This is a genomic window from Heyndrickxia camelliae (assembly GCF_002844575.1).
Taxonomy (GTDB): Bacteria; Bacillota; Bacilli; order Bacillales; family Bacillaceae_C; genus Margalitia; species Margalitia camelliae.
In genome coordinates this window covers 1-14759 of record NZ_PIQO01000005.1, presented here as the reverse complement: position 1 = coordinate 14759, position 14759 = coordinate 1, and the positions used below count along the sequence as shown (strand labels likewise).

The window sequence follows — 14759 nt, the reverse complement described above, 5'->3', positions numbered from 1 at the left end:
CGAGGTAAATGGTGATATTATTCTACTTCTCTAAATAACCACAATTTTCCTTTAACAATATAGAAAAAGCTGTCAATAGGACAGCTTAAAAAGGATCAACCATTCTTCGCTTTCCACGAATCTTTCAGTGGAACAATTCTATTAAAAATCAATGGGACACCTGTTGAATATTTATCTACACAAAAATATCCATGTCGGAAAAATTGAAATTTCTCTTCCGCCTTTACATCTTTAATCGAAGGTTCTATTATACAATCCTTCAACACTACTTTAGAACTCGGATTAATTTTTTCCCCCATGTTTTTTCATTGTCCCTTACAATCTCCTCCTTTTCGAATAATTTATCAAACAAATGAATCTCCGCTGGTACTCCGTGGACAGCAGAAACCCAGTGAATGATTCCCTTTACTTTTCTGCCGGTAAAACCTGTACCGCTTTTTGTCTGTGGATCATGTGTGCAGCGCAGCTCTATTACTTCACCAGCTTCATTTTTTATCACTTCATTACATTTGATAATATAAGCACCTTTTAAACGAACTTCTGATTGCAAAGATAATCTTTTAAATCCTTTAACCGGAACTTCCATGAAATCATCTTTTTCGATATAAATCACTCTTGAAAAAGAAACTTCTCTGCTTCCTAAAGAAGCATTTTCCGTATTGTTATCCATCGATAATAGTTCCGATTTTCCCTCCTCATAATTCGTAATCGTAACCTTTAAAGGATTTAAAACCGCCATCACCGTCTTAACCTTTCGTTTTTAAATCGTTGCGCAAGAAACGATCAAGCATGGCAAACTCTACCGTACTTTGATGTTTAATAAATCCCATTTCATGGACAAAACTTCGTATGCTTGCCGGCGTATATCCTCTTCTCCTCAGTCCCCGCAATGTCGGCAATCTGGGATCATCCCATCCATCTACTAAATGATTTGCAACTAATTCACGCAAATAGCGTTTACTTGTGACAACACCCGTTAAATTCACTCTTCCAAATTCTCTTTGTTTCGGTGGTTCCTTGATATCCAATTGGTTTAATACCCACTCGTACAGTGGCCTGTGATCCTTAAATTCTATCGAGCATAGGGAATGAGTTACTCCTTCCAAAGCATCTTGTATCGGGTGTGCAAAATCATACATCGGATATATGCACCAATCGCTTTCCAGTTCGATAATGAGGTGCGAGAATTATTCTGTACAGCACGGGATCACGTAAATTCATATTTGGTGATTCCATATCCAGTTTTGCCCGCAAAACCATCGAACCCGTTGGAAATTCTCCGTTTTTCATTTTATAAAATAAATGTAGATTTTCCTCTATTGATTGATTCCTGTACGGGCTATTTTTACCTGGTTCTGTTATTGTTCCCCGGTATTCTGTCATTTCTTCAGTCGAGAGTTTACAAACATATGCCTGACCTTTCTCTATTAATGCGACAGCAGCATTGAATATTTCGTTTGCATAATCCGAACCATAGAATATCCTTTTACCAGGTGAATAACCCAACCACTCTATATCATCTAAAATGGCATCCACATATTCACGATCTTCCTTTAACGGGTTCGTGTCGTCAAAACGGAGATTAAATTTCCCATTATATTTTCGTGCCATCATATAGTTCATATTAATTGCGTATGCACTGCCAATATGAAGATAACCATTTGGCTCAGGAGGAAACCGGGTACAAATCTCTCTTTTAAACGCTTGATTCTTTATATCCTCCTCCATCAACTTATCGATATAATTATTGAAAAATAGCCCATTTTCTTCACCCATTTATACATCCTCCCTTTTTAGTATGTAGAAAATTTTTAAACGGACCGAATTTCTCTCCAATCGGCCCTAGTTTCGCTCTGAACGGACCGAATTTAGCTTCGAACAGCATTTTTTAGTACAAAAGGCCTGACACATTCAGTTCCAAAAATAAAAAAATCCCGCCCCCAAGACTTAAGAAAGTCTTGGGGGCGAGATTCTATATCGCGGTGCCACCCCAGTTTATTAATATGTCGCCATATTAACCTCTTCAAGTACGGTATTATAAGAATACTTATACTCTAGCTCTATAACAGGAGCTCCCGTCACATTATCCCGATCATTCGTTCCAACGTGATGCTCAGAGGCTTGGTTCAATAAATCATTCTTACTCCTTTTCAGCAACCGGAGCTCTCTTTAAAGAATCGATTTTATCTACTCTTCTCTTCATCACAATTAATTACATAAATTTTTTCTATAATAACAACTCCGATGAGCTTTGTAAAGTGTTCTACTTCATCTTTTATTTAAACATGATTTCCAATGTATGAAACCGTATCATCTTTTAAAACGTAACAAAAATGGGAAGAGGGGTAACACTTTGATTAAATTCGTGAAAGTTATTTTAGCAATCACCGTCATTTCCTTATCCATTTATTGTAAAACGACAAACAACTTCGAAATGACACCGTTCATTATGTTGTCATCAGGTCTATTATTCACTCTAGAAGTCTAAATCTACCTATAATGAAATAACATGGACTATTGAATCCATACTTAGAAACCTTTATTTCACTCCTTATGGTTCTAAACAACTTCTTGGTGAAAACGCTGTTTCATTTGAAAGAGAATTGAAAGGGATGTTACTAGATCTTAATGAGGCTGGTGAATTTATAAAAAGATTAAATGGGAATTAAATAACCATCTAACTCTCCACTTTGATTTTTTTCACTCATTGTATCCATCATTTTGTGCAAAGCTTTCTATTCCAAGAAAGAAGTGAGGTAATCTAGCGCACGAACATCTGATACATGAGCATAGTGGCCACCACTAAGTTCTTTTATTGTAATATTCGAATGCTTAATCCGACCTACTTGTCGCTTTATTTTGTTTTGCAGTTTAGGTGTATTCCCATCACGATTTCCATATAAAATAAGGCAAGGAACTTCAAGTTTATTAAGTATTTTTGGCATATTGCAGCGATACAGTGCTAATAGAAGACTGATACCTTTTAATGTTGTTTCTTGCTGGTTTACTATAGCATGTCTCATAAATTCACTATCTTCTAATCCTAAACTCTTACATTGTGCTTTTATCTCTTCTTCTGTTTTTTCCTTCGAATGATTATTGGAACTTTCTTGCGTTTCATTCCCTAAAAATTTCTGGCCGAACATTCTATGTAAAACGCTTATAAGGGGGAGGAAATAGCCAACTGATCCAAACATCTGAACAGGAAATCGTTCTATTTTGGCAAATCCAATATCTAGTAATACTAGTTTCTTTACCTTTTTAGGATAGTTATATGCAAAGGATAAGGCGATTCCTCCTCCTAATGAATGCCCAATTATTGTGACTTTTTTGATTCGATGTTCCTCTAGGTAATCATTTAACCAATTTGCTGCATCAGTCATATCCACTACCCCTTCCAGCCCTTCACTTCTTCCTATTCCGGGCAAATCTATCATATGAGTAGTAAACTTTTCATTCAATGCATTTGCAATAGGCACTCCAAAATTCCCAGCCCATCCTGTACCAGGTAAAAAAATTAATATTTCCTTTCCCATTCCACTTATTTCAACATAATGCTTCACTACGATTTCCTCCACTATCATTCAGGGTGAATATTTGAAATTCCGTATCCCATCGAGGTAAGTTTGTCCCCTAATCTTTAGGGGATTATCAAAAAGAAGTTTCCGCAATATATTATAAATTAGTTGAAATTATACTATTAAGGTCATAACCCACTACGACGCAAAGAGGGTACATTTCACTTATAATCTGCAATTTGAACAATTTTTTTAATAATGGCACCAACTTCCTTATTATCTCTAATAACAAATAAATAGTCTGCTTCTCCTTCTTCTGGGTCTGTTATATCTTCTTTGTGCGACTCTACTTGTTGCCGGAGCAGAACTTCCTCAAAAGTAGTGTAAGCACCCCTAAATATTTTCGTACTTCGCTGACTTTGGGTGACTCTCTTCTGAAGAACATCATCAGGAATTTCAAAGTGAACCAAGATACGGATAAACGCTTCTTTTGGAAAAAGCTCTTCTAGTAAATACAAGCGTCCTTTTCGATTTCGATTGGAGTTGCATATAATTAAATTGAAATTAGTATTTTCTTTTGCATAATCGACAATTAGCCTTGAAAGCGCGTATTTAAGAGTGTTAGGTCCAATTTTTGGCTGTAAGCTCTTATAATAAGTGTTTATAAATTCAGCGTGGTTATCTTGATCCATCACAAAAGAGTTATCCAGTTCTTTTTCTAAAGCTCTTGCGAATGTGGTTTTCCCACTATGGGTTTTACCCACCGTAATAACTACTAACCTTTTCATCATTTAATCTCCAAGTTATATATTTCATTTATCGCACAATCTTTTAATGACTTACAATGCCCTATAATTTTAAAATCTTTTCTATTTTTCTTTTTTATTTTAAGACCTTCTTTTAAATCAAGGATGAAGACATGTTTTCCTATCCAGACTCTTAGATAGATAGAATGAAATTCAATTGGTTTAGCAACCCCTATTACCTCATATTCAGTTCCATCCTCTAACTCTGTTTCCGTCCTGATAAACCAAGTATTCCCTATCCCACATTCTATAAATTTCATAAATTTTGGCCTTTCTGCATTAAACATAGTAAGAGATTTCTATACAAAATAGAAAATCCCTTCTCCAATATTGTTAATTCACAATTTATCTAGTAAGGCAGTTCCTCAACCACTAACATAAGTTTGATTCCTTATATAAAGCAAAAACTCCTGGAAGAATTGCAAGTATTGCACTAATGGCGGAACAAATATTAAGAACCTATTTAATTGCTGTTTTTCCATCACCAACGCTTCCAACTTTTAGAACAAAGAAAGTATAATAAATTATGCCTAGTATAAAAAAAATAAAAGCAAACTGCCAAATATAAATAATACTTTTGCTCCCAAATATGTGTCCTAACCCTATCTGGAACTCCTATTCTAATTACAACTGGGATAAGGTGCCTGACCCCGCATCCCACTCTTATGATAAAAAAGAGCCAACTATATGTTGGCTTGTTGCTTAATGTCATCCGTACCTTATATGTCTGTTTCTCCCCATCATATGGAAAGGGTGGCCTCCCTGCATACCATTTGATTTTATGGAAAAAGGGAAGTATCTTTTGTTCCTCCTTCTTCTCCAAACAATTAGCATCGCGAGAATGAGAAAGATTAAAAGAATAATAAGGAGAACTATTAAAAACCACATGCCATTTCTAATCCCCCTTTCGATTTCTGTCTGTAAAGATCTCATTAAACCTTTCGAAAGGCAAATCGCACAGTACCATAAAATGCTAATGTTTTTTTCCCTTATTATGTTTATGCATTGGTCCATGTTTCGGCTTGGGTCCATGCTTAGGCGGTTGTTTGGGACCACTCGGTTTTTGCTTATTTTGCTGTTTATTGGCAGCTTTATTATGATCATTATTATTTTTTGGAAGGGCTGGAGGCGGAACATTCTCTCCACCTTTAATGTATAGTTCATTATTTTGTCGATATACATCACTAGGCTGCTGAAAGCGGCTTTTGTCCGTTCCAAATGTTTGCATCATATTCTTGAACATTAGCTGAGAAATTTTTGTGGTATTTCCCAGCATATAGTTTCCCGAACCATTTTTCACATATCCAGTCCAAACCGCCATAGTGTATTGTGGTGTATATCCCACCATCCAACTATCATTAGTTGCATCCTGTGGATATCCAAATTCTCCGATAGTTTTATCGGTAAAATTAGTAGTACCCGTTTTTCCTGCAAGATCTAATCCAGGAACATTGGCTGTTGTTCCGGTCCCTGATTTTACAACGGTACGAAGCATATCTGTTACCAAATAGGCAGTATAATCATGCATGACAATTTCCGGTTCTGGTTTGAAACTAACAACCTTTCCATTAGGAAAGACAACCTTTTGTACAAAATGCGGGGCATTATAGACTCCATTATTGCCAAATGCACTATATGCCCCAGCCATTTCTAGCGGGTTAACCGCGTTGCTACCAATTGAATAAGATTCATAAACAGTATTATCTTTAAAAGTAATACCAAGTTTTTCTGCAAAGTTCTGTGCTTTTGGTATCCCTACCTCACGCAGCGTTAAGAGAGCAGGAATATTGTACGAATACTGAAGTGCTTTCCTTATAGATAATTCCCCATGATATTGATGATCCCAGTTTGAAATCGACTGACCAGTTGAATACGTCGTTGGCTGATCATTCAATGGATGGGCTGTTGACCATTTTAAATTTTCTATAGTGGGTCCGTAATCAAGTATTGGCTTAAAGGAAGATCCAGGTTGACGACTAATGTCTATTGCAAAGTTATTGCCCTTAAAGGAAGCTTTATAGTCTTTTCGGCCGCTTCCAATCGCCCGTACTTCTCCTGTTTTCGTATCTAAAAAAGTAAAAGCTCCCTGAAAGCGATCATTCGGATAAGCAATTATCGAATCCGTGTTCATCATTTTATCTGCATATTCCTGTGCCTTGGGATCTAAAGTGGTGTAGATAGATAACCCATCTGAGGTGATGTCTACATTTTTTAACTTCCCTTCCACTTCTTTTACGACAGCATCTAAAAATGCTGCGTACGGCATCCCCTGATTTTTACTTCTCGGAATAAGTCCTTTTGTAATAGGCGCATCTTTTGCTGCTGCCATTTCCTTTTCGCTAATATATCCCTGCTTATACATGGCGTTTAAAACCACATTCCGACGATTTGTAGCCGCAGTCCTGTTTTCCGCTATAGTAGGATCATAATTATTCGGACTTTGCGGTAAACCAGCGAGCATGGCAACCTCAGGAAGTGTTAATTGATTTAACTTGTTGGAATCAATCCCATAATATGTTTTCGCAGCAGCCGCCACTCCGTAAGATCCATTTCCTAGGTAGATTTTATTTAGATACATCATCAAAATTTGATGTTTCGAATACTTTTTCTCCAACTGATACGCCAGTTCCCATTCTTGTACTTTACGTTTAATTGTTTTTTCAGGAGTCAAAAAGGAATTTTTAATTACCTGCTGTGTAATGGTACTCCCACCTTGTGCTCCAAAATGCCCCGTTAAATTTTCCAATATTGCTCTAGAGGTTCCTTTTATATCCACGCCATGATGCTCATAAAAGCGGGCATCCTCCGTGGCAATAAATGCATGTTCCAACATTTTTGGGAGCTGCGAATATGTAATTTCCGTCCGTCTTTCCTTCCCATATTCGTATAGGAATTTTCCGTCCTTATCATAAAATTTGGTAGATAGCGGGACTACTAGTTTGGAAGAATCTAATTTTGGTGTATCCTTCATCATATTAGCCACTTCCGCTGCACCTATCCCAACAGAAATCACACAGAGAAGGATGCAAGCAATACCTATTTTTTTCATCCAGGATCTTTTTTTCGTCAATCTTTTACTTTTCTTCTGTTTTTGCTTTGCTTTTTCCGCTTGTATACGCTCTTGACGATAACGATATCTTTCTTCTGACATAAATTACTCTCCTATATTTAAGTTATACCCTTGTATACTTCACACTATTTATAATCATTCGTTAAAATGATATTTTTTAATGGGGGCAGTCCTGCTTTTAACTGTTGGAAAAGGAAGGAAGCGTTAACGAAAATTAAAAAGACGAGCATTCGCCCGTCTATGTATCCGTTTTCCTATTTGCTATTATTTTTCAACTTCAATTTCCCTCATGCGGCCCATATACCATTTATAAAAGACTTCTGCAAATTCGACCGGAACGTCCTTAATTCCATTATGTTGAACTGGTTTAGCCCGATTAATGGTTTCGATGGAGGCGAGCCCCAACCATTTTTGAAAAATATTCCGTGAAACTTTTACCTCAATAACCTTATCGCGTTTCGATAGAAATAAGGATGTTGCAAGAATGCCTGATTGTAGTTGGATAAAACGGTTATTCAAAATATATTTGGTATGCAAGAAATCCAACCATCTTGCTGCAATTACAAGGAGCAAAAGTGCAGCAGATAACATCCACCAGGCTTTCTCTATCCCTAAAAGAGCAGGCTTCCAATAGATCAAAGCGGCCGTTGCGATTATCCAAATCCAACTTGGGGTAAAATACCGAATCCATAGAGATTTTTTAGGAAGCCGTTTCATCTTATGTGTGATTTCATATGCGGGCAGGATTTCCGATATTATCTCATATGCCCGCTGGACTGGCAAAAAAGGATATAAGGAGTTAATTTCCAGTGTTTCTTCTCCTAAACTAAGGCTACCCGCACTAGTCAACTTTACTTCCGCTAATCCAAAAAGCCGCTTTATGATAGACTGTTCGATTTGAATTGCTTGCACCTTTTCCTTCGCAATAGAAAATGCGGTTTTATCAAGGACTCCCTTGTTAATATATATACGATCTTCATCAGAGGAAATCTCATATTTTCCGTATTTCAAAAATGTTCTTGTCATTCCGAAAACAACCGAAACGAGGATAAGGAAAACAAACACACTTATCACAATCCACCATGAACTAATGATATATGAAAAGACCCCCTCCGTCTTGCCCTTTAAGTTAAAAACTTCGTCGACATTAGAATAAAAGGTAAGTATTAGAGGAATCAGGGCAAGGGGGCTTAAGGACGTAAAACTGGCTTTTATTATATCTCTTTTCGTTGGCTGAAAATGAATAACCCGATTATGGTCATTCTTTCCTTCTACTCCTTCCGATAAAGGCATATCCTTCTCATTTTGATGTACTATTCCTTCCATTCTCTCCGCTTCTGATTGAGATACCACTTCAAATGTAACAGCAGCATCATCGCTTGTTATCCCTGTTTCAAAACTGATGGAGGTTACATGAAAGATCCGATGAAATAAAGATGTATGACGATTAACATTTTGAATTTTTGAATAAGGAATGGTTCTCTCTGTTTTGTTAAATATTCCTTTATAAAGATGAAAAGACCGTTCATCCAGTACATATTTATGTGTGCACCATTTTATTATAATGTGAATGAACGCCATTCCAACACCGACCAGAAGCAGGTACCTTCCATATCGGATAAAAATAGAGTGGGAACCTGCCTTTATTACAAACAAAAAGAGGAACAGGAAAAAAGTGTTCTTTGCAAGCTTCCATGCATCAAATAGCATTAAAAATGGATGGTAACGCTTTGCTTTCATCATGATTCCACTTCCTTGATTTTTGCATATCGGGCAATTTGGTTTCTTAATTCAATAGCATCCTCTTTATGAAGTGCCGGAATAGAATGGGAAGAACCCATCGTATCCACGGTGACGGAGCAAAGTCCATATTTTCTCAATAAAGGTCCTTGTTCTGTTGCAACTGATTGGATTTTCGTCATCGGAACAAGATAATTTTTTTCTAATATGACACCCATTTTTAATTGTAAAAACTCTTCACTAACATCATAACGCCAATTTTTATAAAGAAGAAACGACATTATCCATGACCATACCATCATAACTATAGACACTGGCACAAGACCTATTAAAATCCAACCAATCCATGCCTTCCAAGAAAAATGATAATCAAGATATAGTAATATTCCGAGGATGGTTAGTCCAATTACATTCTCTATGGTCTCCCGAATAATCCATACTCTCACGACGTGCTTAGACAATTTTTCCCTAGGTTCGTTTATATCAGAATACATATCTATCACCTTGTGTTCTTTTCTTATGCGCTCATAAATAGCAAAATGGGAAAAGCGATTCTCAGAAAAATCCCCCACTCACGATTCTACTATTTCTGCTTACATTTTTTTCATAATAACATAAAATCTATTCCTCTAGAAATATATCTTCAACGAACTGGAGTCCTTTACGCTTAAAAACAGACCAAATCAGTATGTGATTTGGTCTGTTCCAATATCTTACCTTAGCTTTTTCCCCCACCTAAACATCTCAAACTATTCAATATTACTAATATCGTGCTTCCTTCATGGCCAACAACTCCTAACGGAAGATTAAGAAACTCTAAAAAGTTGGAGGCAATCAAGATTACAATAACGCTAATAGAGAATATAATATTTTGCTTGATGATTCGGTTCATTTTTTTAGATAAGCGAATAGCCTCTGCAATCCGGGATAGATCGTTTTTCATCAGGACAACATCGGCAGTTTCCATTGCGACGTCACTTCCTTCTCCCATTGCAATACCAACATTTGCTGTTGCAAGAGCAGGAGCATCGTTAACCCCATCTCCAACCATGGCCACTATTCCGAACTGTTCTTTAACCTTTTTTAAAGAAGATACTTTTGTTTCAGGCAGACATTCTGCAATGTATTCATCAATTTGGGACACAGCTGCAATATTTTTAGCCGTATTTTCGCTATCCCCTGTCATCATGATGGTTCGAATTCCTTCTTGTTTCAATTCTAATAGAGCATTTTTCGTTTCGTCGCGTACAATATCCTGAAGAGCGATTACCGCTGCAATGCCGTAAGAGTTTTTCACATAAACAACGGTTTTCCCTTCACTTTCAAGTTTTTTCGCAACTCCGTCTTCAAAGGCAAGAGCTTCCTCCATGCCGACGAAATCCTTTTTACCAATGAACCATTCTTGATTGTTTAACTTAGCTTTTATACCCCAACCTGGTACATCGTCCACTTGAACTGGCTGTAAGAGTTCTTCATCACTCTTTGCTTTCCAATATTGAACAATCGCTTGTGCCAATGGATGGTTCGATTGATTTTCAATAGATGCCGCAAAATGTAATACACTCTGTTCATTTACATCTGGACGAACAATCAAGTCGGTTACTTCTGGTTTTCCTTTTGTTAAAGTACCTGTTTTGTCAAATGCGATAGCTTTCACATGACTTAATCCTTCAATATGGACGCCACCCTTAAACAAGATTCCTTTTCTCGCTCCATTCGAAATGGCGGATAATGTTGCAGGCATAATGGAGGCAACGAGTGCACAAGGTGAAGCAACTACTAATAAAATCATTGCCCGATAAAACGTTGTATTCCAGCTCCATCCGAACACGAAATGTGGGATAAGCATCATTAAAATAACCACAAGTAGCACTACTTTGACATATGTCCCTTCAAACCGCTCAATAAACAGTTGTGAAGGAGATTTTTCACTCTGTGCGGATTGTACTAATTGAATAATTTTATTAAAAACTGTTTCATTTGCCGGCTTAGTTACTTTCACCATCACAGACCCATTCAAGTTAATCGTCCCAGCAAAAACTTCGGCACCATTACCCTTTGTAACAGGTATAGACTCACCTGAAATCGTAGACTCATCAATGGTAGTGGTACCTTGAGCAATATTTCCATCAGCAGGAATTCGCTCACCAGGTTTGACTATAATCATGTCTCCTACCTGCAGTAAGGAAACATGCACCTTTTCCTCGTGTCCCTGTACCACACGAATAGCTGTTTCAGGTTGAATTTCCAATAAGGAGGAAATTTCCTTTTTGCTTTTATTGGTTGTATAAGTTTCAAGCGCTCCGCTTAAAGAAAAGATAAAAATCAACATAGCTCCCTCAGCCCAATATCCAATGATGGCTGAACCAATGGCTGCAAAAAACATGAGCAATTCTACATTTAAATCTTTATTTTTAATCGTTTCTTCGATTCCTTCTTTTGCTTTTGCAAAGCCTCCGATTATAAAAGCACCTAAATAAAATGCAATCGAAATAGATTCATGATTCGACTTAGAAAACAACCATGCAATCACTATTAATAAACCACTGAAAATAGCTGCAATTAATTCCCAATGCATCAATATCTTTTCCAATCTTGGCTTGGAAGAAACAGTAATTTTTTCATTATTGATTGTTGCAAGTTGACCTTGTAACATAACGGCACCTCCTTAAAATATTACGATATATAAACACAATACCTTATTTATAATTATTATTATATAATACATACTACATCCAGGTTACTAATAAGTCAATATAATTGAGAATTTTATTTTCTAATTGAGAATAATTATTACTATCATCTCAATATAATAATGATAATCATAATCATCTATTTAATTTATTATTGATAATTATTATTACTTAGTTATAACTATTTCATTTTAAAAATAGGCTTGATGAAACTGTAAAAATAGTTTGACACCTCATTTTATCCTTGCTATGATACCTTTCAATAAAAGCACACAAATTCGTTGACGAGAAAAAGTAACGTTTCTTCTTGATCCACAGAGAGCTGACATTTTGGTGCAAGTCAGTGTTCAAGTGTAACGTGAAAATCCTCTCTGAGAAGTTAGGCTGTAATTAAAAGTAAGTCTAACCGGAAGTCTACCGTTAAAAGGAACACGTATGATGGTAGATTGCTAAGTGCTACTGAGCGGATCAATAGAATTAGGGTGGTATCGCAGTTAACCTCGTCCCTTACATTTGGGACGGGGTTATTTGTGTGCTTTAAAAAAATGAATCATGAGGTTGCTCAAGGCTATAAATATGTGAAAGATTTATCAGCAACAGTGAAATTTAAGCGACAGGATACGGAAAATGAATATTTGTTAGGATGGACGACAACTTCTTGGACATTACCAGCAAATGTTGCTCTCGCTATGAATCCAGCCATTATATATGTTCGTGCCCAAAAAGAAAACGATATTTATATCGTAGCAAAATCATTAGTAAAAAAAGTACTTGGAGACCAGGTGAAAATATTAAGTGAGCATGATGGCAAGGATTTTGCCGGAGTTCATTATTCTCCACCATTTCATTATGTAAATGTTGAAATCGGTCATCTCGATGTTTTAGCCGACTTTGTTACGGAAGATAGTGGAACAGGAATTGTCCATGTAGCCCCTGCATATGGAGAAGACGATTATAGAACAATTCAACAAAACGGCCTATCCTTTGTCAATGTTGTCGATCAACGAGGTTGCTATACTTCAGATGTGATGGAGTTGGCTGGAAAATTTATGAAAGATTGTGATGTGGACATTATAAAAATGCTTGCTGATCAAGGAACCCTTTTTCAGAAAGAAAAATATGAACACAGCTATCCACATTGTTGGAGATGTGACACCCCATTGCTTTATTACGCGACAGACAGTTGGTTTATCAAAATGTCATTGTTAAAGGAGAAGATGCTTGCCCACAACAAAAAGGTTACATGGTATCCCGACCATATTAAAGATGGGCGCTTCGGTCACTTCCTTGAAAATTTAGTGGACTGGAATATTAGTAGGAATCGATACTGGGGAACACCACTAAATGTTTGGGTATGCTCTCATTGTCATCATGAAGAAGCTCCTGGCAGCATCAAGGATCTTCAACAATTAACAACAACATCGTTGCCAAAGAATATCGAATAGCATAACCCCTATATTGATGAGGTTTCATGCATCTGCCCAAAATGTTAACATATCTTGTATCGAACTCCTGAAGTGATAGATGTCTGGCTTGATAGCGGCTCGATGTCTTTTGCACAACATCATTATCCATTTGAAAATAAAGATGAATTCCTTTCCCGATTTCCTGCTGATATTGTAATAGAAGGAATTGATCAAACAAGAGGATTTTTTTATAGCCTACTTGCAGTTTCCCCTCTCTATACTGGTCAATCACCATATAAAGAGGTGAAATTTAATAAAGAGCCGATGAAATTTTCCTTGATCTACTAAGCAAAAAAACTCACTGTAAACAGTCTGACTGTTCACAGTGAGTTTTCTTTGCTCACATAGGTAATCCCTCGTCCTTCTCAATGGATTTGACACAATGGTCCTTTTGGAATAAATTCAAGAATTTACAAACTAAATTGCAAAATGGACAATCATGCTTGGCAAGATGTTTTCCCATTCTTGATGAGATTGTTTCGTCAGGATCGCCTCCAAATACGGTATTAAAGAATTGATCAATAGAAACAAGGATATTCCAAAAATACCTCTTCACTGTTAAACCTCCTTAATTAAAAGATCCACATCTTGGTTATAAGCTGTTGATTCTACTTGAGGTTAAACGTGTTCTTAACTTATTAATATTCGAGTTAATAGCTTAAAACCCTTTAGTTTCAAAGACCTAATTCATTATAGTATTTCTCGAACCTTCTCCCCACTCTGAAAAGCGGACTCGTGTTTAAAAAGGCATATCTTACAGCTTTAATCCTTTTTAGTAAAAAATATTGCATAAGAAACAAAAAACCTAATCCACTTCCTGGATTAGGTTTGTGATGACGCGCCTTAGAGGATTCGAACCTCTGACCCACAGCTTAGAAGGCTGTTGCTCTATCCAGCTGAGCTAAAGGCGCATAAATTATAATAGATGGAAATTTATGCATACATTCATTTTTAAAAAGTGGCTCCGCAGGTAGGATTCGAACCTACGACCGATCGGTTAACAGCCGATAGCTCTACCACTGAGCTACTGCGGAATAATAATTGAAAGTTATTGTTTTGCTATTGCAAAAAACTCTGGTGGGCCTAAATGGACTCGAACCATCGACCTCACGCTTATCAGGCGTGCGCTCTAACCAGCTGAGCTATAGGCCCATTTTTCAATTATGGAGCGGGTGATGGGAATCGAACCCACGACAACAGCTTGGAAGGCTGTAGTTTTACCACTAAACTACACCCGCACATATTTTAATGGAGGCAGCAACCGGATTCGAACCGGTGATAAAGGTTTTGCAGACCTCTGCCTTACCACTTGGCTATGCTGCCTTATGGCTGGGCTAGCTGGATTCGAACCAGCGAGTGACGGAGTCAAAGTCCGTTGCCTTACCGCTTGGCTATAGCCCAAAAATAAGTGTATTTAATAAATTTATGGGGCGATTAGTGGGAATCGAACCCACGAATGTCGGAGC

General features: G+C 37.0%; 8 protein-coding genes, 6 tRNA genes, 2 pseudogenes and 2 other annotated features. Of the genes and pseudogenes, 1 reads left to right on the top strand and 15 read right to left on the bottom strand.

Annotated features, from left to right (window positions below):
• Positions 1-95: 95 nt before the first annotated feature.
• The 8 genes and pseudogenes from CWO92_RS08660 to CWO92_RS08620 all read right to left on the bottom strand — a co-directional run bounded on the left by CWO92_RS08660 (position 96) and on the right by CWO92_RS08620 (position 11790).
• Positions 96-1776, bottom strand: a pseudogene (locus CWO92_RS08660) (glutamine--tRNA ligase/YqeY domain fusion protein).
• A 181-nt stretch (positions 1777-1957) separates the two neighbouring features.
• Positions 1958-2212: a binding site (T-box leader), on the bottom strand.
• A gap of 523 nt (positions 2213-2735) precedes the next feature.
• Complete coding sequence (locus CWO92_RS08655) at positions 2736-3563, bottom strand: alpha/beta fold hydrolase (protein ID WP_165786643.1); 828 nt, start codon at positions 3561-3563, stop codon at positions 2736-2738.
• Positions 3564-3739: 176 nt separating this feature from the next.
• Positions 3740-4306, bottom strand: a complete 567-nt coding sequence (locus tag CWO92_RS08650) for an AAA family ATPase (RefSeq protein ID WP_101353812.1) — start codon at positions 4304-4306, stop codon at positions 3740-3742.
• A complete protein-coding gene (locus tag CWO92_RS08645; protein WP_101354019.1) occupies positions 4306-4584 on the bottom strand; it encodes a DUF3977 family protein in 279 nt (92 codons plus the stop codon). The genes CWO92_RS08650 and CWO92_RS08645 overlap by 1 nt, the downstream gene beginning before the upstream one ends.
• A 713-nt stretch (positions 4585-5297) precedes the next feature.
• Complete coding sequence (locus tag CWO92_RS08635; protein ID WP_101353810.1) at positions 5298-7475, bottom strand: transglycosylase domain-containing protein; 2178 nt, start codon at positions 7473-7475, stop codon at positions 5298-5300.
• Positions 7476-7658: 183 nt separating this feature from the next.
• Positions 7659-9134, bottom strand: a complete 1476-nt coding sequence (locus CWO92_RS08630; protein WP_101354018.1) for a PH domain-containing protein — start codon at positions 9132-9134, stop codon at positions 7659-7661.
• Positions 9134-9628, bottom strand: a complete 495-nt coding sequence (locus CWO92_RS08625) for a PH domain-containing protein (RefSeq protein ID WP_101354017.1) — start codon at positions 9626-9628, stop codon at positions 9134-9136. The genes CWO92_RS08630 and CWO92_RS08625 overlap by 1 nt, the downstream gene beginning before the upstream one ends.
• A gap of 224 nt (positions 9629-9852) precedes the next feature.
• Positions 9853-11790, bottom strand: coding sequence for a heavy metal translocating P-type ATPase (locus CWO92_RS08620; RefSeq protein WP_101353809.1), 1938 nt, complete (start codon positions 11788-11790; stop codon positions 9853-9855).
• 309 nt (positions 11791-12099) lie between these two features.
• Positions 12100-12338: a binding site (T-box leader), on the top strand.
• A gap of 37 nt (positions 12339-12375) precedes the next feature.
• Between CWO92_RS08620 and CWO92_RS08615 the strand changes: the two are divergent.
• Positions 12376-13539 (top strand): annotated as a pseudogene (locus tag CWO92_RS08615) (class I tRNA ligase family protein); the annotation flags it as partial.
• A 94-nt stretch (positions 13540-13633) separates the two neighbouring features.
• Here CWO92_RS08615 and CWO92_RS08610 read toward each other — a convergent pair.
• The 7 genes from CWO92_RS08610 to CWO92_RS08580 all read right to left on the bottom strand — a co-directional run bounded on the left by CWO92_RS08610 (position 13634) and on the right by CWO92_RS08580 (position 14694).
• Positions 13634-13849 carry a hypothetical protein gene (locus CWO92_RS08610; RefSeq protein WP_101353808.1) on the bottom strand — a complete coding sequence of 72 codons (216 nt, stop codon included), beginning with the start codon at positions 13847-13849 and terminating at the stop codon, positions 13634-13636.
• Positions 13850-14130: 281 nt separating this feature from the next.
• Positions 14131-14204, bottom strand: a tRNA-Arg gene (locus CWO92_RS08605).
• Between the two features lie 48 nt (positions 14205-14252).
• Positions 14253-14327 (bottom strand) — tRNA-Asn (locus tag CWO92_RS08600).
• A gap of 41 nt (positions 14328-14368) precedes the next feature.
• Positions 14369-14445 (bottom strand) — tRNA-Ile (locus CWO92_RS08595).
• 12 nt (positions 14446-14457) lie between these two features.
• Positions 14458-14531: transfer RNA gene (locus tag CWO92_RS08590), tRNA-Gly, on the bottom strand.
• An 11-nt stretch (positions 14532-14542) separates the two neighbouring features.
• Positions 14543-14616, bottom strand: a tRNA-Cys gene (locus CWO92_RS08585).
• Positions 14617-14619: 3 nt separating this feature from the next.
• Positions 14620-14694: transfer RNA gene (locus CWO92_RS08580), tRNA-Gln, on the bottom strand.
• Positions 14695-14759: the final 65 nt, after the last annotated feature.